The sequence below is a fragment of the Methanobrevibacter sp. DSM 116169 genome (genome assembly GCF_046197865.1).
Classification (GTDB): Archaea; Methanobacteriota; Methanobacteria; order Methanobacteriales; family Methanobacteriaceae; genus JAHKLT01.
On sequence record NZ_CP166990.1, the window covers coordinates 181,314 to 202,388 of the forward strand.

At 27.4% G+C, this 21,075-nt stretch carries 20 protein-coding genes and 1 tRNA gene; 12 read left to right on the forward strand and 9 right to left on the reverse strand.

What is annotated here, in order from left to right:
• Positions 1-14: 14 nt before the first annotated feature.
• The 5 genes from ACA134_RS00855 to ACA134_RS00875 are packed head-to-tail and all read right to left on the reverse strand — an operon-like array spanning position 15 to position 5,168.
• Entirely contained in the window at positions 15-1,193 is a 1,179-nt protein-coding gene (locus ACA134_RS00855; protein WP_409200306.1) for an aconitase X, read from the reverse strand.
• A gap of 12 nt (positions 1,194-1,205) precedes the next feature.
• A complete protein-coding gene (locus ACA134_RS00860; protein WP_409200307.1) occupies positions 1,206-2,537 on the reverse strand; it encodes a DHHA1 domain-containing protein in 1,332 nt (443 codons plus the stop codon).
• Complete coding sequence (locus ACA134_RS00865) at positions 2,527-2,925, reverse strand: 30S ribosomal protein S15 (RefSeq protein ID WP_409200308.1); 399 nt, start codon at positions 2,923-2,925, stop codon at positions 2,527-2,529. The genes ACA134_RS00860 and ACA134_RS00865 overlap by 11 nt, the downstream gene beginning before the upstream one ends.
• Positions 2,926-2,976: 51 nt before the next feature.
• Positions 2,977-3,528: an XTP/dITP diphosphatase gene (locus ACA134_RS00870; protein ID WP_409200309.1), complete on the reverse strand. Its 552-nt coding sequence runs from the start codon at positions 3,526-3,528 to the stop codon at positions 2,977-2,979.
• 8 nt (positions 3,529-3,536) lie between these two features.
• Positions 3,537-5,168, reverse strand: coding sequence for a bifunctional N(6)-L-threonylcarbamoyladenine synthase/serine/threonine protein kinase (locus ACA134_RS00875; RefSeq protein WP_409200310.1), 1,632 nt, complete (start codon positions 5,166-5,168; stop codon positions 3,537-3,539).
• A gap of 88 nt (positions 5,169-5,256) precedes the next feature.
• On the opposite strand from ACA134_RS00875, the gene cobT reads away from it, so the two are divergent.
• Positions 5,257-6,315 carry a nicotinate mononucleotide-dependent phosphoribosyltransferase CobT gene (gene cobT / locus ACA134_RS00880; RefSeq protein WP_409200311.1) on the forward strand — a complete coding sequence of 353 codons (1,059 nt, stop codon included), beginning with the start codon at positions 5,257-5,259 and terminating at the stop codon, positions 6,313-6,315.
• A 26-nt stretch (positions 6,316-6,341) separates the two neighbouring features.
• Here cobT and ACA134_RS00885 read toward each other — a convergent pair whose 3' ends face one another.
• A complete protein-coding gene (locus tag ACA134_RS00885) occupies positions 6,342-6,614 on the reverse strand; it encodes a hypothetical protein (RefSeq protein WP_409200312.1) in 273 nt (90 codons plus the stop codon).
• Between the two features lie 536 nt (positions 6,615-7,150).
• On the reverse strand, positions 7,151-7,747 hold the full coding sequence (locus tag ACA134_RS00890) for a DUF3800 domain-containing protein (RefSeq protein WP_409200313.1): 597 nt from the start codon (positions 7,745-7,747) through the stop codon (positions 7,151-7,153).
• A gap of 288 nt (positions 7,748-8,035) precedes the next feature.
• Here ACA134_RS00890 and ACA134_RS00895 point away from each other — a divergent pair.
• Both ACA134_RS00895 and truD read left to right on the forward strand, forming a co-directional pair.
• Positions 8,036-8,109, forward strand: a tRNA-Arg gene (locus tag ACA134_RS00895).
• A gap of 34 nt (positions 8,110-8,143) precedes the next feature.
• On the forward strand, positions 8,144-9,406 hold the full coding sequence (gene truD / locus ACA134_RS00900; RefSeq protein WP_409200314.1) for a tRNA pseudouridine(13) synthase TruD: 1,263 nt from the start codon (positions 8,144-8,146) through the stop codon (positions 9,404-9,406).
• On the opposite strand, the gene ACA134_RS00905 is transcribed toward truD, so the two are convergent.
• Both ACA134_RS00905 and ACA134_RS00910 read right to left on the reverse strand, forming a co-directional pair.
• Positions 9,403-9,825, reverse strand: coding sequence for a GNAT family N-acetyltransferase (locus ACA134_RS00905; RefSeq protein WP_409200315.1), 423 nt, complete (start codon positions 9,823-9,825; stop codon positions 9,403-9,405). The two genes, truD and ACA134_RS00905, sit on opposite strands and share 4 nt — an antisense overlap.
• 359 nt (positions 9,826-10,184) lie before the next feature.
• Positions 10,185-14,039: an Ig-like domain repeat protein gene (locus ACA134_RS00910; RefSeq protein WP_409200316.1), complete on the reverse strand. Its 3,855-nt coding sequence runs from the start codon at positions 14,037-14,039 to the stop codon at positions 10,185-10,187.
• Positions 14,040-14,662: 623 nt separating this feature from the next.
• Here ACA134_RS00910 and ACA134_RS00915 point away from each other — a divergent pair.
• From ACA134_RS00915 to ACA134_RS00955, 9 genes are all read left to right on the forward strand, one after another.
• Positions 14,663-15,772 carry an ABC transporter permease gene (locus ACA134_RS00915; protein WP_409200317.1) on the forward strand — a complete coding sequence of 370 codons (1,110 nt, stop codon included), beginning with the start codon at positions 14,663-14,665 and terminating at the stop codon, positions 15,770-15,772.
• 9 nt (positions 15,773-15,781) lie between these two features.
• Entirely contained in the window at positions 15,782-16,462 is a 681-nt protein-coding gene (locus ACA134_RS00920; protein WP_409200318.1) for an ABC transporter ATP-binding protein, read from the forward strand.
• A gap of 4 nt (positions 16,463-16,466) precedes the next feature.
• Entirely contained in the window at positions 16,467-17,285 is an 819-nt protein-coding gene (uppP, locus tag ACA134_RS00925; protein ID WP_409201107.1) for an undecaprenyl-diphosphatase UppP, read from the forward strand.
• Positions 17,286-17,382: 97 nt separating this feature from the next.
• A complete protein-coding gene (locus tag ACA134_RS00930) occupies positions 17,383-17,580 on the forward strand; it encodes a helix-turn-helix transcriptional regulator (RefSeq protein ID WP_409200319.1) in 198 nt (65 codons plus the stop codon).
• 188 nt (positions 17,581-17,768) lie between these two features.
• Positions 17,769-18,065, forward strand: a complete 297-nt coding sequence (locus tag ACA134_RS00935) for a transcriptional regulator (RefSeq protein ID WP_409200320.1) — start codon at positions 17,769-17,771, stop codon at positions 18,063-18,065.
• A gap of 157 nt (positions 18,066-18,222) precedes the next feature.
• On the forward strand, positions 18,223-19,062 hold the full coding sequence (locus ACA134_RS00940; RefSeq protein WP_409200321.1) for a pirin family protein: 840 nt from the start codon (positions 18,223-18,225) through the stop codon (positions 19,060-19,062).
• A gap of 96 nt (positions 19,063-19,158) precedes the next feature.
• Entirely contained in the window at positions 19,159-19,548 is a 390-nt protein-coding gene (locus ACA134_RS00945; RefSeq protein ID WP_409200322.1) for a DUF126 domain-containing protein, read from the forward strand.
• 8 nt (positions 19,549-19,556) lie between these two features.
• On the forward strand, positions 19,557-20,777 hold the full coding sequence (locus ACA134_RS00950) for an amidohydrolase family protein (RefSeq protein ID WP_409200323.1): 1,221 nt from the start codon (positions 19,557-19,559) through the stop codon (positions 20,775-20,777).
• Positions 20,778-20,850: 73 nt separating this feature from the next.
• Positions 20,851-21,060: a heavy-metal-associated domain-containing protein gene (locus ACA134_RS00955; RefSeq protein ID WP_409200324.1), complete on the forward strand. Its 210-nt coding sequence runs from the start codon at positions 20,851-20,853 to the stop codon at positions 21,058-21,060.
• Positions 21,061-21,075: the final 15 nt, after the last annotated feature.

A 21,075-nucleotide genomic window follows, 5' to 3' on the forward strand; every position in this document is an offset into this window, starting at 1 on the left:
AGTCACCAATAAATTTAAACAAATTTTACAAGTTCAGATAAGTCTTTGTAAATTACATCTAGACCACACATAGATGGTACATAGTTTGCTGCCTTTGCAGAATTTACACCGATTACTTCATATCCCATGTCTTCAATTGGAGCTACTACCATACAAGTATCACATAGTATATGTCCACCTGCATTTTCAATAGTTTTTGTAAAACCCATTCTATCTGCTGCAGCTTTAATGTTTATAGAAGTACAAACCCAAAGCTCATTTTTAATAGTTTTATCTTTAACTAAATTAGCTACTTGTTTTATTTCTTCTAAAGATGCATGAGGACAACCTAAACATATTAAATCAGGCTCTCTATCAGTTGTAGAAAGTTTATCTTTTGTCTCATTAATATCATTATTTGATATTGTAATAAAATCAGTAATTTCAGAATTTTTATATTCTGGTGTAACATCTTCAACATGATATAATGCAACTGCACCAGAAGATGCAAGTGCTGCACTTAAACTTTTTAAATCATTGTTATTAGGAGTATTTTGAAGTTTAAAATAAGGAATTCCAGAACCAACTTGTTTACCTACAATATAACCTAATGCTCCATAATCAATAGTTTTTAAATCAGTTTCAACATTAAATGCTGTAGTCGGAACTCTATTTTCATCTAAATGAAACCCATACATTGGAGTTTTACCAACAATAGCTGCAGCAAGTGCACTAGGACCACCTTCACGATTAGTACGAGCCCCAATAACAGAATTAACATAAGCTACTGCAGATGATTCAGACCATGCTACATGATCTCTAAATTTTGGAACATTACCAATTAAATAAGGAGTACAAGTACATGTAGTATTTATTCCAAGTTTACCATAGGCATCTACAATTTTATTTTGTTTTATACTAAAATCTTCAGGAAAATTAAAACTTTTCCAATTATCTAAATCAGTACCTGCAGGATTTAAAGTAGAATTAACATTACTAGGTTCTAATTTATCACTAGCTAAATCTTCTAGATATTCTAAACCAGCATCACCAATAGTTTTATATGAAACACCAGAAACTTGAGCAGATTCAATATCTACTAATTTTTCTGCTTCATAAATATCTCCTAAAGCTATTAAAATATCCATACTTTTTCTAATGGTTTCTCCATATTCACCATTAGACATCTTCTCTTCTTTTTTAGTTAAATACATAATAACCCTTTATTAACTATTTATTTGATGTTCAATAATATCATTAACAATGTTCAAAAAGTTATCCATACTTTCATAAGGAACCATAGCACCAGCAGCTATATCATGACCTCCACCTTGTCCTTGAAAATTAGCTGATGCATCATTAAAAGCCTTTCCAAGATTAACTCCTTTATCAACCATTTCTCGTGTTGTTCTACCTGAAATTTTAATATCATTAACAAGTCGTGATATTCCAATAACTGGTTTATTACTATCTATGAGTTTTGTAGAAATACTAATACTAGCTATAGTACCCAATATTGATTTTAATACTTTATCTTCACTATAAAGATATTGTATATTATCAAGTTGCATGGCACCTTCTTTTTTAACCCATTCGAGACCTTTAATAAGTTGATCACGGTATTTTCTTTGAAGGTCTAGTGCAACATCTAATGCTTTATCTCGCTCTCCAATAGCTATGCTTAAACCTAATCCAAATTTCTTGTTTTTACCGCATGCATCTAAAATATAAGAATATTCTTCTAAATCACTGAGTTTTTTATTTTCTTTTGGAACAGTATAAACATTACCAAATATTTCAGGATTTATTTTAATAAGCTCATCTTTTAAGATATCTCGCTCTTCTCCTTCAAGATCTGAAAATTTGATGCCGTATGATAGGCCGATTTTTTCTAAAAATGCAGTTGCACCTTCAAGATCTCCTGTTATTCCAGGTAAAGCAGGTGAGAAGGTATAAGCTAATGATTTAAATAATGGTTCTGAGTTTTTAGAAACTATTTTTAAACCTTCATGAATTTCTAAATTTCCAGCTTCAAGTCCATCATTTAAAATTAATTCGTTTACTCCAGTAAAACCATTTTGTCCTTGCATATCTCCAAAAGCACCAATTAATGCAAAATAAGCTAAATGCTCTTTTTTCATATTACGGATTGTAAGATAACTAGAACCAGCACCACTTAAATCTTTACTTCCATCAATTCCAAATAAATGAGGATTTACATGAGTGATATTTTCTCCAGCTTCATAATCTTCAACTTGATGATGATCTGCAATAATTACATCACTTTTAAAAGCACTTAGTTCTTTTAAATATGCACTACCCATATCTGAGAAGATAAACAAGTTATATTTTTCTTTTCTAAGTTCTCTGATAATATCTGGTTTTAATCTAGGAATAATGGTGGTATGAAATTGAGCTCCTTCTTCTTTTAGAGCATTAGCTATAACTGCAGCTGCTGATATACCATCTGCATCATTATGGGAGATTATACGTATAATCTCCTCATTTTTAATGTGTTTTTGAATTACGTCACAAGCTTCGTTAGCTCTATTTAACAAGGAGTGCTGCTTCTTGTGGGTCATATCTCCATCCTTCAGGTAATTCACCTTCATTTGAATAATAAGAACCTAATCTTCTGATTCTAGATTCAATGATAGTTAATCCTCTTTTTGAATGTAAATCCTTAGGATTTTCTTTTAAATGATCCCTAATATTAACAGCTCTTTTAATTAAATTCATGATATCTTCAGGATACTCTCCTGCTTGTTCATTTCTTTTTAAAATAGCTGTGATCTTCTCACCAGTTACTTCTTTTACACTAGGAATACCATATTGATCTCTTAATATAATTCCAATTTCACTAGTACTTTTTCCTTCTTTATTAAATTTTAATATAAATTCTTCAATTTCTTCATCAGAATATGTTACCCATTCAGGTCTTGCCATAATAATTACCTCTTGTATTTTTTTTATAAATGTTATAAATATAACTTATTTTTAATCATTACTAGAATACCAGTTTATAAACTGTTCTAGAGAATTTTTTCTATGTGAAAACTGATTTTTCTCTTCTGTAGTGAGTTCTCCAAAAGTTTTGTCCATTTTCTCTACATAAAATATAGGGTCAAATGCAAAACCTAAGTTTCCTTTTTCTTTAAGAGCAATTTGTCCTTTGACCTTACCTAAAAAAATCTTGGGCTCAGAATTGGGAGCGCAATACCCAATAACTGACCTGAACTCGGCGTATCGGTCATCGACATCTTTCATTAACTTTAAAATACCATCATTACCAATGGTTTCCTGTACATAAGATGAATAAGTACCAGGAAAATCTTCTAAAGATTTAATGAATAATCCAGCGTCTTCAACAATCACAGATTTATTTAATTTTTGACTAGCATATTTTGCACCAGATATAGCTACATCCTCAAGTGTTCCTTGAACTTCTGTATAGCCTAAATCAATATGGTCTAAATTAATATCAAAATTTTTAAAAATATTTTCTGCTTCAATAACTTTGTGTTTGTTACCAGTAATAAATGTTATCATAAAATCACCTAATGTGTATATCTAGCTCTTTTTTCTATTTCATCTAATTTATTTAAAATTTGCTTTTTAGGAATATTTGAAGTTTCACAGTATGAATTTAAAACATGTTCAAATGTTTCTTTACTTATTTTATTATCAATTGTCTCTAGTGAAGTTTTCAAAACAAGTAAATCAGATGCTTTATCTTCAATTAAATTAGAATATTTTCCAAGACCCAAGTCAAGGAAAACAATTTTATTATCATTATTTAAAATTATATTGGATGTTGTAATATCTCCATGGATTATATCTGAATTATGGAATTTTGCAATCTGATTACCAATTGAAATTCCTAATTTTTTAGAGTTATCTTTATTTATTACATCTTTTATGAGATTACCTTCAATTTTTTCCATTAAAATAGTTTTACTTTCTAAATCAACATCATATAATATAGGGGCTAAAACTCCAGATGCTTTAATATCTGAAAGTAATTTTGCTTCACTTTTAGTTCTTGATTTAATAATTTTATTGTCAATCTCTTTTATTCTATATTTTTTAGATATTCTTACTTTAGAGATTGTTTCTGTGTTAAAATAAGAACTTTTAACAATATTTGATTCTGCTCCTTTAGCTAGTATATTATCAGGTAGTTTTAAGATTCTTTTAGTATTATCGACCCAAGGTACATCAACTTCATCTACTCTAAAACGTTGTATAATCTCACTATCTTTAATAGCTATTGGACCGAATGCATCATAAGTTAATAATCCAAGCCATGCAATCATAGCTCCATTATCACCACAATATTTCATCTCAGGTAAATAAAATTCAGCTCCATGTTCTTCTGCCATAATAGCTAACATTTCTCTTAATCTTTTATTAGCTGATACTCCTCCACATAACATTACTTCATCTTTTTGAGTATGTGATAATGCACGTTCTGTAACCTCAACAAGCATTGAAAAGGCATTTTCTTGTAGAGAATATGAAATATCTTCTATTTTGGAACCTTTCTCATATAATCTTAATGCTGCTGATAATAAACCTGAGAAGGAAAAATCCATTCCTTTAACAATATAAGGTAGATTTAAATAATTTCCATTTTGTGCTAATTTTTCAACTACTGGTCCACCAGGATGACCAAGACCTGTTTCTCTTCCAAATTGATCTAGACAATTACCAATAGCTATATCTAATGTTTCACCAAAAATTCTATATCTTCCACTTTCATAAGATATTACTTGACTATTTCCACCACTAACATATAATGATACAGGATTAACTGCACCAGTATCTAATTTTCCAATTTCAATATGGCCTATACAGTGGTTAACTCCTATTAATGGTTTATTTAGTGATAGTGATAATGTTCTAGCTGAAGTTGCAACAGCTCTTAAAGCAGGCCCTAAACCTGGTCCTTGAGAAAATGAAATTAAATCAATATCATCATATGTAATTCCTGCTTTTTTAATAGCTTCTGGAATTAATTTTGGAATCCACTTAGCATGATGCTCTGCAGCTATTCTTGGATGAATTCCACCTTCTTCAGGATATAATTGCTCTCCAGCCATAGCTAATACATTACCGTTTGAGTTTACAATTCCAATTCCAGTTTTTTCTGCTGTTCCTTCAATTCCTAATGAAATCACAATATTCACACTTAAATAATTAATCAATATTATTTTTATTAATTATATTATAAAACTTTAAATGTTTAATTTCACAATTAAAAATATAGGTAAAAACATGATAGAAGGAATAACAACTTTTGGCCCAGAATCATTATTAGATAAAATAAAAGGTTTTGAACCTGTATTTTTATGTGTAATTGGAACTACAGAAACATCAAAAATAGAAAATATTAGTGGAGCAGGTGCATCAGCTGAACTAACAGAATATACTCCTGCTGCAGATGTTGAGTTGATGGTTCATGGTAAAGTGCTATGTACAGATAAAATGGCAGAAACTGTTGTAGATGGAATAGCTGCACCAACACCTGCTGTACTTACAAAAGCTTCACTTGAAATTGGAGATATTCCTTTTGTTATTGTTGATGCAGGTTCTAAAATAAAACCAAATGTTGGAGCAATGAATTTAGGCACAGATTATGGAAGAGATATTAGAACAGGTAAAGGTGTTTTAAATCCTCTTGAAATTTTTGAAAATGCTCGTGAACTTGGAAGAGAGTTAGATTCTCGTCATGATTATTTAGTCATTGGTGAAAGTATTGCAGCAGGTACAACAACAGCACTTGGAGTATTAAAAGCATTAGGTTATTCTGCTGATGGAAAAGTAAGTGGGAGTATGCCAACAAACCCACATGAACTTAAACTTGAAACAGTTAATGAAGGATTAAAAAATAGTGGATTAGACCTTGATAATATTGATGCTTTTCAAGCTATTGGTGCAGTAGGAGATCCAATCATACCAGCAGTTGCAGGTTTAGTTTTAGGTGGAAATGGACCTATAATACTTGCAGGTGCAACTCAAATGGTTGCAGTATGTGCAGTAATTAAAGCTATTGAACCAAATTTTGATTTCTCAAGAATAAACTTAGCTACTACAATTTATGTTGCAAAAGATGAATCAGCTGATTTATTTGATCTTGCATCACAAGTAGATGAAGATTTAACAATACATGTTGTAAATCCAGAATTTGAAAAATCTAGCTATGAAGGTTTGAAATTATATTTAAATGGATTTGCAAAAGAAGGAGCAGGTGCAGGTGGAGCAATGTTTACAGCACTTAATCGTGGAGTTAGTTTAGAAGATTTACGCGGAAAAATAGAAAAATTGTGTGAATAGATTAATTTAAATCTTTTTTGAATTAATTATCTAGACATTACAATATTTATTTTTTCAAAAATATCTTGAATTTCTTCTTTATCCTCAAAATTATCAAAAACATTGCCAATGAATTCATCCATTGCATTAGTTAAGCCTTTAGAAGAAATTCCTTTTTTAACTTTTAAAAATAATTGGCCTATAAAATAATCATCATCAATATTTTGGTAATGATAATCAATCAAATCTTCTTCTGTATTTATATATTCAATAATATAATTTTTTAATTGAATATTAGGATTTTCATTAATAGTTTCCATTTTAAAAACCTTATTTATAAATTAATTTTAAACTATTTATATTTTTCAAAATGTGAAAATACACAATATCATGTATTAACATTTGAATAAATTCATTAAAATTAATTTATTTTTTTGTGAAAATTCACAAATGTGTACTACCAAATAATTTATATAGTATTTTAAAGACATTTAGTATTAAGATGCGGGTAAAGCCTAGTATGTCTCGTCACCTTAAGGTGGCGAAATCGGTACTGCTAGGTTCCGGTCTTACTATTTTCTTAGATAATTTATCTTTTTCTGATTTTTAATTAATTAAAAGTGTTAAGATTTATAAAAACAATAATATAATAAATTCTTTTTAATATAAATATAAAATCATTTTAGTTATTTTGTGAAAATGCACAATTGTGCACCTTCGAAAATTTTATATATCATTTTAACACATATTTAATATTAAGATTTGGGTAATGCCTAGTAGCCTTGTCACAGTAGGTGGCGATGTAGGGTGCTGCTAGGTTCTAATCTTATTAATTTTATATCGAACTTTTATTTATTTATATTATTTTACAATTAGTTTTTAAATTCAATAAATTGATATATTCGCTATTATTATATTCATATTTTTGAAAATAAGACCAAGCAATACAATCAATAACTTGTAATTGTTTGTAGCTATGTGAATGACTGTGATATATTTCAATAGGAAAATTATTTTTATTTTTCAAACTCTCCAAAAACATTCTGTTAAAATTATTAACATATTTTTCTGTTGGTTTAGATTTATCTATTCGTATTTCTAATGGATTTTTAACATTAATTAAATTAGCAACTTCACTAGCAACAATATCATATAATAAGTTTTTATTATTATCAAAATCTAATTTATATATGTTTTCTTTTCTTAAAATTGCTGTAAAAATTTCTGATTCTGTATAATTTAGTGCATTAATAATATATTTATTTAAATCAGCTGAACTTTCAGTAGCTTTTAATTCATTGCTTTTTTTAACTTCTATAGGATATTTTTTTCTACCATTTTTAATTATTCTATTTAATGGATCATAATCTCTTTTTATTAAAATTGCTGACATAACAAAATAGTTAGAATCCTTTCCTAAGTCTCCACTTTCATCTATATATACATAATCCATAAAATAATTCCTATCCGAATAATTCATTTATATTATCATTATTCATTTTTTTTATATGTATGATGACTCATTGTTAATTATACTTTCGATAGTGTGATTATACACAATATCACATATGCATTTTTGTTCAAAATCATTTTTGAACATTAATTTATCAAAATAAAACAATATAACAATTTTCCGTATAAAATTATCCAAACTTAATAATTTAAATACTAAAAGATAAAAATTATTATTTGTTAATAAATTATAAAAACAATGTTTTTTATTATAACTTTTTTTATTCCTGCCCTGGTGGTGTAGTTTGGATAACACGTAGGACTGCGGATCCTATTCCCCGGGTTCAAATCCCGGCTAGGGCATTACTTAAACTTTAAAATATTTTTTCATGATACTATGTTAAATGCTAATAATTATGCTACTGATAATAAAGGAATTGGCGGAACAATTAGAAATACTTATGAAGATTTCTATGTAGAAGAAATTCCTGAAATTTTACCTGACGGAGAAGGCCCAAATATTTGGATTTGGATTGAAAAAGTTGGACGAACTACTTTTGATGTTTTACTTGATATTTCAAGAGATTTACATATTGATAGAAAGAGAATGGGCTTTGCAGGAATGAAAGATAAAAAAGCTGTTACTCGCCAATGGATATGTATTGCTAATATGGAATCTGATGCTCAACTTGATGAAGTAAATGCTTTAAAAGATGATGTTTATAAAACTGAATTTTTAAAAGTTACAAGAGGCAGGAAAAAACTAAGAATGGGTCAACTTATTGGTAATAAATTCAAAATTCTTGTTAAAGATATTGATGATATTGAAGATGCAACTATTAGATCAAGTGACGTGCTTAAAAAATTAGAACTTACTGGTGTTCCTAATTATTTTGGTTGGCAAAGATTTGGAAAACCAAGAACTAATACTCATTTAGTAGGAGAAGCTTTAATTCAAAATGACTTGAAAAAGGCTGTTGGATTATATATTGGAGATCCATCAGAAGATGAAAGTGATTCATCACAGGTAGCTAGATCACTTTATGATGAGGGAAAACTTACCGAATCATTAGATGCAATGAGTAAAGGAATGCGTTATGAAAAGATGATGATTCGTGAGCTTATTAGAGATTCTAAAAAAGGTGATTTAACTGATAAATCATATAAAAAAGCTTTAAATGCTTTACCTAAGCCAATTCAAAGGATTTTTGTTCATGCATATCAATCATATTTATTTAATGCTGTTGTAAGTGAAAGAGTAGCTATGGGAATGAATAAATATATTGAAGGTGACATCATAATTGGAAATGATGAGAAGATTATAAGAGATAAAACTCCTGAGCAGTTTCAAGAATTAATTGATAATTTTGAAGCAAATCCTACATCTCCATTATATGGTACAAAAGTTCCCTTTGCTGGTGGAGAAGTTGGTTTGATGGAAGAGAAAATTTTAAATAGCTATAATTTAACTAGAGAAGATTTTGAAGTTCCAAAAATGCCAAGACTAGGAAGTCATGGACTTAGAAGAGCTATGCGTTTTAAGATTTGGGATACAAGTGCTACTGCTACTCCTGAAGGAGTGTTGTTAGAATTTTCTATTAACAAAGGATCATATGCAACTGCAGTTTTAAGAGAAATTATGAAAGAAGATGTAGTTTAAGAGGAATATTCCATTAGATACTCTTCTTCTTGAGTGTCTTGGTCTAATTCTTTTTTTATGATTTTAAAATTATTTTTTTTATAGAACTTGATAGCTATTTTATTTTTAGTATAAACTTTTAAAGTTAATGAATTGTGTTTAGTTTTTATGAAGTTTAAAAGTTTTGTTCCAATATTTTGAGATTGGAATTCTTTTTTGATAAATAAACCTTCAATATTGTTATTGTTTAGACCTATAAAACCTTTAATGTTGTTATTTTCTTCATATATGTAAATATCAGCTAAAAGTAATAATTCTTTTACTTGATTTGTTTTATTAATCCAATATTTTGAAGGTATGTAATTATGAGTTTCAATATTTGTTTTAAGCCAAATATTTGTTATTTCATCTAAACATTCTTTTTTAAAGTTTTTTATCATTAGTTAAAAATTAGTAATTAGATTATTTAATTATTTTGTATTTAAAATGAGATTTTGATAATAGCTATTTTTAGCTATTATCTCGTGTTTTTAGTTTTTAATATTTTTGTGGTTGATTTAAAAACTTAGGGTTAATAAATAGGCAGATAATTTTTTATAAGTTATTATCATCTATTTATTGTTTAAGGGAGGTTTATTAAAATATGTTTTTTTCAAATGAAAACATTTTAATAAATAGATAATAACCATTCAATCGGTTATTATCTAGTTATTATTATGTTATTTTTTTAAAGTAGAAAAATAATAACCATTCCTCTTTATATTAAGAGGATCAGCTATCATTTTAGTTCATCAGTCTTTTATTCTTTTTTTCTGAATCCTATCATACTAATTGCGATTAATACTATAAGTACGAGTGCTACAGGATTTCCTGTTTTTTGCATTGTACTAGCATTTACAATATCTAATTCATTTTTTACATCATTGGATGTTGGATTAGTAGGATCAACAGGATCTACAGCAGGATTATAAGTATCACTTGAACCGTAATATTTATCGTTTCCTGCAAATGTTGCTTTGATAGTTTCTTTGTAAGCATCTTTATAGTATATAGTTGCAATTCCATTAGCATCAGTTGTTCCAACACCAATTACTTTGCCCCCAATAGTAAAAGTTACTTCAACGCCTTCAAGAGGATTACCCTCTTCATCAGTTACGATAGCAATTATTTTGTCTCCATCAACAATGATTGTAGTAATAGTAGGAATCTTTTTAACATTAGTATTGTTTTCTCCTTCACTTGCACCATAAAGATCATCACCAAGGAATTTAGCTTCTACAACAGGTTTACTTTCTTCAGTGAAAGTATGATTAATATATCCTTTACCATCTTTATCAGTGGTTACATTACCAATTACTTTACCATCAATGGTTACATCTAAAGTTTTGTTTTCTAAAGGATTACCATCTTCATCAGTTAATCTTACTTCTATTTCGATTGTTTCACCAACAGTGATTTCATCAGGAACTGTTACAGTTGTAGTTGTTGGAATTTTAGCTACATTAGTAGTGTTTTTTCCAGTACTTTCTTCGTATACATTGTCTCCAGCAAATTCTGCAGTAATAACAGGTTTACCTTCTTCAGTGAAAGTATGATTAATATATCCTTTACCATCTTTATCAGTAGTTACATTACCAATTTTCTCACCGTCAACGATTACATCTAAAGTTTTATTTTCTAAAGGATTGCCATCTTCATCAGTTAAAGTAATAGTTATTTCTTCAGTTGCACCAGGAATAATCTTCTCAGGCACTTCAACAGTAGTAGTTGTTGGAATTTTAGCTACATTAGTAGTGTTTTTTCCAGTACTTTCTTCGTATACATTGTCTCCAGCAAATTCTGCAGTAATAACAGGTTTACCTTCTTCAGTGAAAGTATGATTAATATATCCTTTACCATCTTTATCAGTTGTTACATTACCAATTTTCTCACCGTCAACGATTACGTCTAAGGTTTTGTTTTCTAAAGGATTACCATCTTCATCAGTTAATGTTACTTCTATTTCAACTTTTTCGCCAATGATGACTTCATCAGGTACTTCAACAGTAGTAATAGTTGGAATTTTATTTGCAACAGTTTGGTTAGTTCCGTTACTTGCATAATATAAGTCATCACCATTGAATTTAGCTTCTATTTTATATTCGCCTTCTTGGGTGAATTTGTGGTTAGTTTTTACAATACCATTTTCATTGGTTGTGAAATTGCCAATGAAAACGCCATCAACAAACAATTCAACTTCTTTATCTTTTAAAATGTTACCATCTTTATCAGTTAAAGTTGCTTCGATTTCAACAGTTTCACCTACAATAATTTCATTAGGAATAGTAACAGTAGTTATAGTTGGAGTCATTACTGCAACAAAAGAAACAACAGATTCATATTCATTTGATACATTATTTTGTAATATTCCTCCAACTAAAAGTTGAGTATATAGTTCTATGAAGATTGTTTCTCCTACTTCCACATCTGTAAATTTCCAGACAATGATTCCATCTTTTATAGAAAATGGAGTTACATTTGAACCGAGATATTTCATTTCTTCAGGATTATAAGTATCTGTAATAGTTACATTAACTTTTTTAGTACCATTATTGAAGAAAGATATTGTCCATGTTGCATTATCTCCAATATCTTGTACATCTTTATTAGGTTCTTTAATTAGATCTCCTGAAATAACTTTAAAAGTTGTGAAGTTATTAATTTCTTTATAATTCATGTCTTCTGGATGGTTACCATATACTGTGTAATTTCCGATTCTTAATGGAATTGCTCCATTTTTTAAACCGTAAATAGCTGCAGCACCTAAATAATCAGTGATAACAGTACCATTAAATACAACTTCACCAGTTTCTTCATGAATAACTACAACATCAACAATAGAATGAGGTTCACGGCCATCTTGATACAATTTAGTACCTTCATCAGAATTTTCAGCACCTAAAACAGGATTAACACCATCAATAAATAATGTATCAAAAGTATTATTATGGTAAATTGCATTACTTATATTTGGATTTGGGTGATGAATATTATCTCCACCAACTAAAACAATATAAATATCAACAGTATCTCCATAAGTGATGTTGTCAACTGTAGACATTACTAAATAATAAGACCAAGCTTGATTAGTAATAAATTCAGTATCTTCAATTTCAATATGACCATTATTATATATTGCACTACCATTACGAGCTTTATTATGATTAAAATGAGATGAAACAACCTTATTATTTTCAGTCATTAAATAAATTGCACCGCCAAGACCATCAACACCATTATGTTCTTGATCAATAACACGAGCTTCATTACCAGTGAAAGATGAATTTATAATAGTAGTAGATTCACCTTGAATATAACCCGCACCACCATAAACAGCACTATTACCTTCAAAATCAGAATCAGTAATAGTCAAAGAATAAGAATTAGCAACAAAAGCACCACCAATACCATTATCAGTAGTAGCAATATTATTCATAAAAGTAGAATTATTGATAATAATATCAAGAGTTTCACCATTTACATAAACTCCTCCTGCAATTGGTGCAGAATTATTAATAAACATACAATCATCAATGCTAACTAAACCAGTAGCATCTTCTTTGAACCCAGTACTTATTGCACCACCATAATTATAAGCAGAATTATTAATAAAAGTACAATTAATTATAATTCCTCCTGCATGAGTAGTAATTGCGCCCCCATCTTCTGCAGAATTATTAATGAAAATACAATTAGTCAAATTTAAATTTTTTCCAACACAAACTGCACCACCATGAGAATATCCTCCATTTAAATTAATAGCATTATTATTAATAAAAGCACAATAATCAATAGTAATATTATCATCTAAATCTTCACTCTCGGCAATCCGAAAAGCACCTCCAACTGCACCTTTATTATCCATATTTGTATTTGTAACAGCACTATTATTCTCAAATAAACAGTTAGAAATTAATATATTACTTCCACTAATAAAAAGTGCACCACCTGAAGAAGCATCATCATCAGAGTATATATAACCATTAGTAAAATTACAATTAATTAATTCTAAATATTTAATATTTAAAGCAAATAATGATGCACCAGCCGGATCACCACTATCATATTTTACAGAATTATTAAATGTACAATCCAATATTTTAATATCATTAAGATAATTCATCATACGGATAGCAGAATCACCCCTAGCATTACTAAATGAGTTTTTAAAATCAATGTTTTTAATAGTAGTGCCATTTGCAGTAACTCTAAACATTGTAACTAAATTATTTCCATCTATAATTGATCTATCTATACCATTTTCAGTAGTTGAACCAGTTATAGTTAAATTTTCTTTATTAATTATTATATAAGTATCAGTTGCAGTAGCAGTATATGTTTTATTACCTAAAACTATTGTATCTCCGGGTTGTGCTAAAGAAATTGCATCTCTTATATCACCATATGTGTTTCCAGTTACATTTATAATATTACCACTAAAAGTTCTCAAATCTTGAGTTTCTAATTCTACTGAAGATGTTAATAAAATTTCACCTTCATATATGACTTCTTTACTATTAATATTAACATTTTCCATGTTTTCATTAATGCTTTCTATTTTTGTTGAATTTTCTACTATTTGTTCTTCAATTAATATGTCTTCATTAGCATTCATCGGTGAAATACCTAACATACAGATTAGTACAAATAATAAAAAGATTCTTGAATTTTCAATTTTAATGTTTTAAACCACCTTTTAAACTATTTTTTTTATAATAATGGCATTATAAAATTGTAATAAAAAGAAATGTTTTATTATAACAAATATCCTTTTTATTCATTTTATTAAACATTATTATCTTGAAATAATGATTAACAAAATAAAGAATCTAATTATTTCATTAATTAACTACTTAAATCAATTATGTACTAATTAAACTTTATTTTTATTAATCAGAACAAAATTAAAACTTTTTTCTTCTCATTAATAAAAAAAATTAAAACTATAAATCTTGTATATTAATAAAATATACAATATTAATTTTTAAATCTTGTAAAATACTTTAAATTTAAATTAAAGACTATATAATTAAAATAAATAAATATATAATAATATAATAACTTACTTATCAAAATAAATCTATATTCTCTTTTTTTCAAATATTTTTTTCTTGAACTAAAACAAACATTTATATACTATGTAGTATATTTTTTACATATGTAAGAAATATCTTACAAAATTAATATATTTTTTACAAATGTAGGATATTTTTTACTAAGTAAAACTAAGGTGAATTTATGTCGTTTATTAATTTAATATTAAAAAATCCTTTTAGAAATAAAATGAGAGTTTTTTTATCAGTTTCAGGAATATCAATTGGAATAATTACTATAATTGTTCTTGGAGCTATAACTAATGGTTTAATTGTGGGTGCTGAAGATACTTTACATGCTGGTGGAACTGATTTTCTTATAATGAATTCAGAGGTTGATGCAAATCAAGCTAATTTTTTAAATGAAAGTTGGAATTCAAAAATAGCTAGTTATCCTGGTGTAAATATCACAACACCTCTTTGTGATGGGGCACTTATGTTTGATGGAAAATATCTGGCCTTTCAAGGAATAAATTCTAAAGATACAAAAAATTTAGAAATAGCTATAATAGAGGGTCGAAACTTTAATGATAGTGCAAATGAATTAATTATCGGTAAAGTTGCTAAAGATAGATTAAATAAGACAGTAGGTGATGTTATTGAAAGTAATGGTGAAGAATGGAAAATTGTAGGAGTCTTTGAAAGTGGAGACCCTAATATTGATACTTTATCATATGCGCCTTTAGAAGGTGTACAAAAAGTAATGGATGAAGAAGGTAAAATAAGTGAAATTTATGTTAAAGCTGATAAAGGTGTTGATACAGAAAAATTAGCTAAAGATATTGAAAATAAATATAAAGATAATATAACTGTTATTTCATCAATTTCTGAAATGGCTGGAACTCAAAATATTTTAGATATGTTAAATGGTGCTAAATGGGGAATATCTCTTTTAGCTATTATAGTTGGAGGTATTGGAATTATCAACACAATGATTATGTCAGTTTATGAAAGAACAAGAGAAATTGGAGTTTTAAAAGCTGTAGGATGGAGCAGATCTAGAATTATTGGAATGATTTTAGGTGAATCTATTGTTATAACATTAGTTGCAGGTATTGTAGCATCTATTTTAGGAATAGTTTTTGTAGAAATATTAAATATTTCTGGAATTTTAAGTGGAATGGCACCAGTTTTATCTGTAAATCTATTTATTGAAGCCATAGTTATTTCCTTAATAGTAGGAATTATTGGAGGTTTATATCCTGCAATAAAAGCAAGTAATTTACAGCCAACTGAGGCTTTAAGATATGAATAAGGTGATAAAATGAATAATAATATTGTAGAGATAAAAAATCTTAAAAAAAGCTATGAAAAGGGAAATATAACTTCTTTAAATGGAATTGATCTTGAAATTAAAAAAGGAGAATTTGTATCAATTATAGGTCCATCAGGATCTGGAAAATCAACTCTTTTAAACATGATTGGTGCATTAGATATTCCCGATGAAGGAAATATTTCTGTTTCTGGTATAAATTTAATAAATAATAAAAAATTAAATGATTTTAGAAGAGATCAAATCGGCTTTGTCTTCCAACTTCATAATTTAATTCCTAATTTGTCAGTTGTTGAAAATATTGAAATTCCAATGCAATCAATTAAATTATCTAATAAAAAAAGACGAGAAAGAGCTTTTGACTTATTAAATATTGTTGAATTAGTTGATAAAGCACATTTAAAACCAACTAAATTATCTGGAGGCGAAAGACAAAGAGTAGCTATTGCAAGAGCTTTAGCTAATAATCCTTCAATCATCTTAGCTGATGAACCAACAGGAGCACTAGATTCGAAAACTTCAAATAAAGTTTTAACTCAATTATTAAAATTACATAAAGAAGAAAATGTAACAATAATAATGGTTACACATGATATGAATGTAGCTAATCTAGCTGATAGGACTATTGAAGTGCTTGATGGAAAAATTATTAATAATTCTTTTAATAGTTGATATTATGGATATTTTCTCCGCTATTATTATAGGTATAATTCAAGGATTAACTGAATTTTTACCTATAAGTAGCTCTGCCCATTTAATATTTTTTCAAGAACTTCTTGGTGTTTCTCAAAGTAATTTAAGCTTTGAAATTTTACTTCATTTAGGAACTCTTATTGCAGTTATTGCTTATTTTATTAAAGATATTATTAAGTTAATTGAAGCTTTCTTTTTAAGTATTTTAGATATTTTTAGTGGAAAGTTTAAAAAAGGACTTAATATTAATCCTTATAAAAAATTAGCATGGTTAATTATAATAGCTTCTATTCCAACAGGAATTATTGGTTTTTTATTTAAAGATATTTTTGAAGGTATGTTTCAGTCTGTTACTATTCCTGCAGTATTTTTAATAGTAACCGGGGTATTGTTGTATCTTTCTCAAAGAATAAATATAGGTAATAGAAATATTAATGATATTAACTCTAAAGATGCTTTAATTATTGGAATTACTCAAGGATTAGCTATTATTCCAGGAATTTCTAGATCAGGTTCAACTTTATCTACAGGTTTATTTTTAGGCCTTAATAAAGAGTTTGCTGCTAAATTCAGTTTCATATTATCAATTCCAGCTATTATTGGAGCTAATTTATTTGAATTTAAAAATATCACTGCTGCTTTAGATATTACTTATTTATGTGGTTTTATTGCAGCTATTATTGTTGGATACCTAACTATAAGTATTTTACTTGAAATTATTAAAAAGAAAAAATTAGATATTTTTGCTTATTATTGTTGGATAGTAGGAATAGCTATCTTAATTTTAAGCACTTTTACATAATTTCATTTTTTTTTAAAAAATTTGATTAATTATATTTATTATAAAAAACATAATTTTATAGATATTATTATTTTAAATATTTCTTTTGGAGCATATAATGAAAACAAAAATTAAATTTCTACGTTTTGAATTAGAGATTAGTCAAAATGACTTGGCTGAAATGGCTGGTGTTAGTAGACAAACAATTAGTGCTCTTGAAAATGGTAAATATAATCCTTCTTTAGAATTAGCTAATAAAATTAAAAAAATATTAAAATGTGAACATATAGAAGATGTTTTTATTTTTGATGATTAGTTGGATAAATATTATTTTTTAATATATTTTATGGAATTTCAATGACATTTTGTAATTGACCAACATTTACTAAGACTATTGAAATTTAACCACATATACCAAAAGTTTTTTTATTCAACTAATATTGTATATAACTTGTATTTATCTTGTATATAAAATATTCTATTATCTCATTTAAATAAATTGATATGACATCAAAAGATTATGTGGTTTCGGAAGATTTACTTCGTTTAGTAGCATATATTCAAACTTCTACATATCGTTTAAAAGTTTTAAAATCTATGGATGGAAATTTTATAACACCTACTGCAATTGGTAAAGCTACTGATTTAAGAACTAATCATGTATCTTCAGTTTTATCTGAGTTAAAAGAAAAAAATTTAGTAGAATGTATTAATGATGATGTAAGAAAAGGGAGAATATACAAAACTACTGATTTAGGCAAAGATGTTATAAATTGTATTAATCAAGGTATCATAAAATAATCTTTAATGATTTCATCAAACTTTTTTTTAATTAATATTTTTCTGTATATTTATATTATAAAAGAACTATAAATTTTATAATAAATTTCCCTTCTTTTTTGATTTTAACAAGTTATTAATAGTTCTTTTAACATATATATACATAAAAGGAGGTAATATGATGAAAATTAGAAATGTAGCTAAAACAATCAAAGGACAAGAAACTGTCGATGGAGCAGGAGTCCATTTAATAAGAGTTTTAGGAGATGATGATGTTGAAGATATTGACCCATTTTTAATGCTTGATGCATTTGATAGTAAATATCCTGAAGAATATATTAAAGGTTTTCCAATGCATCCTCACAGAGGTATTGAAACAATAACCTATTTAATTAGTGGTGAAATTGATCATAAAGATAGTTTAGGAAATACTGGTAAAATTAAAGATGGGGAGTCTCAATGGATGACTGCAGGTAGTGGAATTCTCCATGAAGAAATGCCTAAAGAATCTGATAGATTATATGGTCTTCAAATTTGGTTAAATTTACCTAAAAAAGATAAAATGGTAGATCCTGAATATTTGGATATTCATAATGAAATGATTAGAGAAATTGAAATTCCAGAAGGTAAAATTAGAGTTATTTCTGGTAATTTTAATGGAATAGAAGGTGTTTCACCTAAACATGTACAAGCTAGTATTTTTGATATTTCCTTAAAAGTAGACTCTGAAATAAATATAGAAGTTAAAGATGAAAATAATTTATTTGTATATTTATTTGAGGGAAATGGTGTTTTTGGAGATAATACATTTGTAGATAATAGAACTGTAGCTATCTTTTCAAAAGGAGATACTTTACATGCTAAAGCAGGAACTGGTGGAGTAAGATTTTTATTATGTGCTGGTAAACCTCTTCATGAACCAATAGCTTGGGCAGGTCCTATTGTAATGAATGATGAAAATGGTTTAATCGAGGCCTTTAAAGATTTAAATGAAGGTAAATTCATAAAACAAAATTAATTTTTTCTTATTTTTTCTTTTTTAGGTAATTTTTTTAGATAATTATATAATTAATTAAAATGATAATATTTTTATATAAAATATAAAGGAATAATCATGATTAACTGTAGAACTATTTCAAAAGGTAAATCAAAAGGAAATTTAATAGTAAGCTCTGAGCCTCTAAGTTTTTTAGGAGGAGTTGATTCTAAAACTGGTGTAGTTATAGATCCAAACCATGAATTAAAAGGAAAATCTATTAAAGATAAAATACTGTTTATTCCGGAAGGTAAAGGATCAACTGTAGGTTCTTATGTTATTTTCCAAATGAAAAAAAATAATACTGCTCCAAAAGCAATAATATGTTTAAAAGGAGAGCCAATTATTGCAACTGGTGCGATCATGTCTGATATTCCTATGGTAGATTCTCCATCAAATCCAGAACTTTTAAAAGATGGTATTGAAATTGAACTTGATGCAGATAATGGTGTAATTAAAATATTATAGCTGATTTTATGTCTAAATTATTATTAAACAATGTTAATATAGTTAATCCTAATGAATCTATTAAATATAATCATAATATTCTAATAGATAATAATAAAATTCTAGAAATTTCTAAAAATAAAATAACTAGTTCTAAAGATATTAAAACTATTGAATGCGCGGATAAATTTATTTTACCTGGTTTTATTGATATGCATAATCATATAATGGCAAATGGTTTTGATAAAGTTGATAATATGAAAAATCCATTAGCTATGCATTTTTATAATGGCTTAGCTAATATGAAAAACACTCTTCATTCTGGTATAACTACTCTAAGGGATTGTGGACTAGCAGATTTCGGTGTTAAACTAGCTGCATCTAAGAAACTATTTTTATCTCCAAAATTACATATTTCTGTAACTCCTTTATCTATTACTGGAGGCCATTATGATTTTTATTTTAATTCTGGTTTTGATATGGAATTATTATATCCTGGAATGCCAAAAGCTATTTGTGATGGTGTAGAAGGAGTTCTTAAAAAAACCAGAGAAATTATGAGAGCTAGGGCTGATTTTATAAAAGTCATGGTAAGTGGTGGAGTTTTAAGTGAAAATGATTCACCAACAGTTCCTCAATTTAATAAAAAAGAACTTAAAACAATTTTATGTGAGGCTAAAACTAGAAATTTAAAAGTTTCTGCTCATGCTCATGGATTAGATGGTATTAAAAATGCTATTGATGTAGGTCTAGATTCAATTGATCATGGAACATTTATTGATAAGCAATCAGCTATTAAAATGCATAAAAAAGATATTGCTCTTATTCCAACATTAAGTGTTGTAGATACTATAAGTAAAGGTTCTACATTTGATGAGGAGAAAAAATCTCATATTAAACAATTAGCTAAAGTACATAAAGAAAACATAGCTATAGCTTATGATAATGGAGTTAATATTTTAATGGGAACTGATTGTGGTGTTACTCCTCATGGTAATAATCTTAGGGAATTAGAATTATTAACTCAAATAGGATTATCTAATGAGGAAGCTATTGCTTCTGGAACTATTAATGCAGCTAAGTTTCTTAATTTAGATAATGAAATTGGATCAAGTAATGAAGGAAAAATAGCTGATATGATTTTAGTTAATGATAATCCAATTGATAATATAAAAATTTTATCTGATTCTACTAATATTGATTTAGTTATACAAGATGGTATTATAGTTAAAAATAAGGATAATTTATAGAATTTTGTCATGCCAAAATATTTATCATATTAATTTTAAATATAGTTTATATAATTTATATGGAGGAATAATTATGTCAAATAATGAAATAAAAGTTAATGGTTTACATTGTAGTTCTTGTGTTTTTGCAGTTGAAAATTCAATTAAAGATTTAGATGGTGTTGAAGATGCTAAAGCAGATTTAGATACAGGAATTGTAAAATTAACCTATGATGATAATAAAGTCTCATTAGATGATATTGATGAAGCTGTTAAAGAAGCAGGTTTTTCAATGGAAAAATAATTTTAATAATTTAGA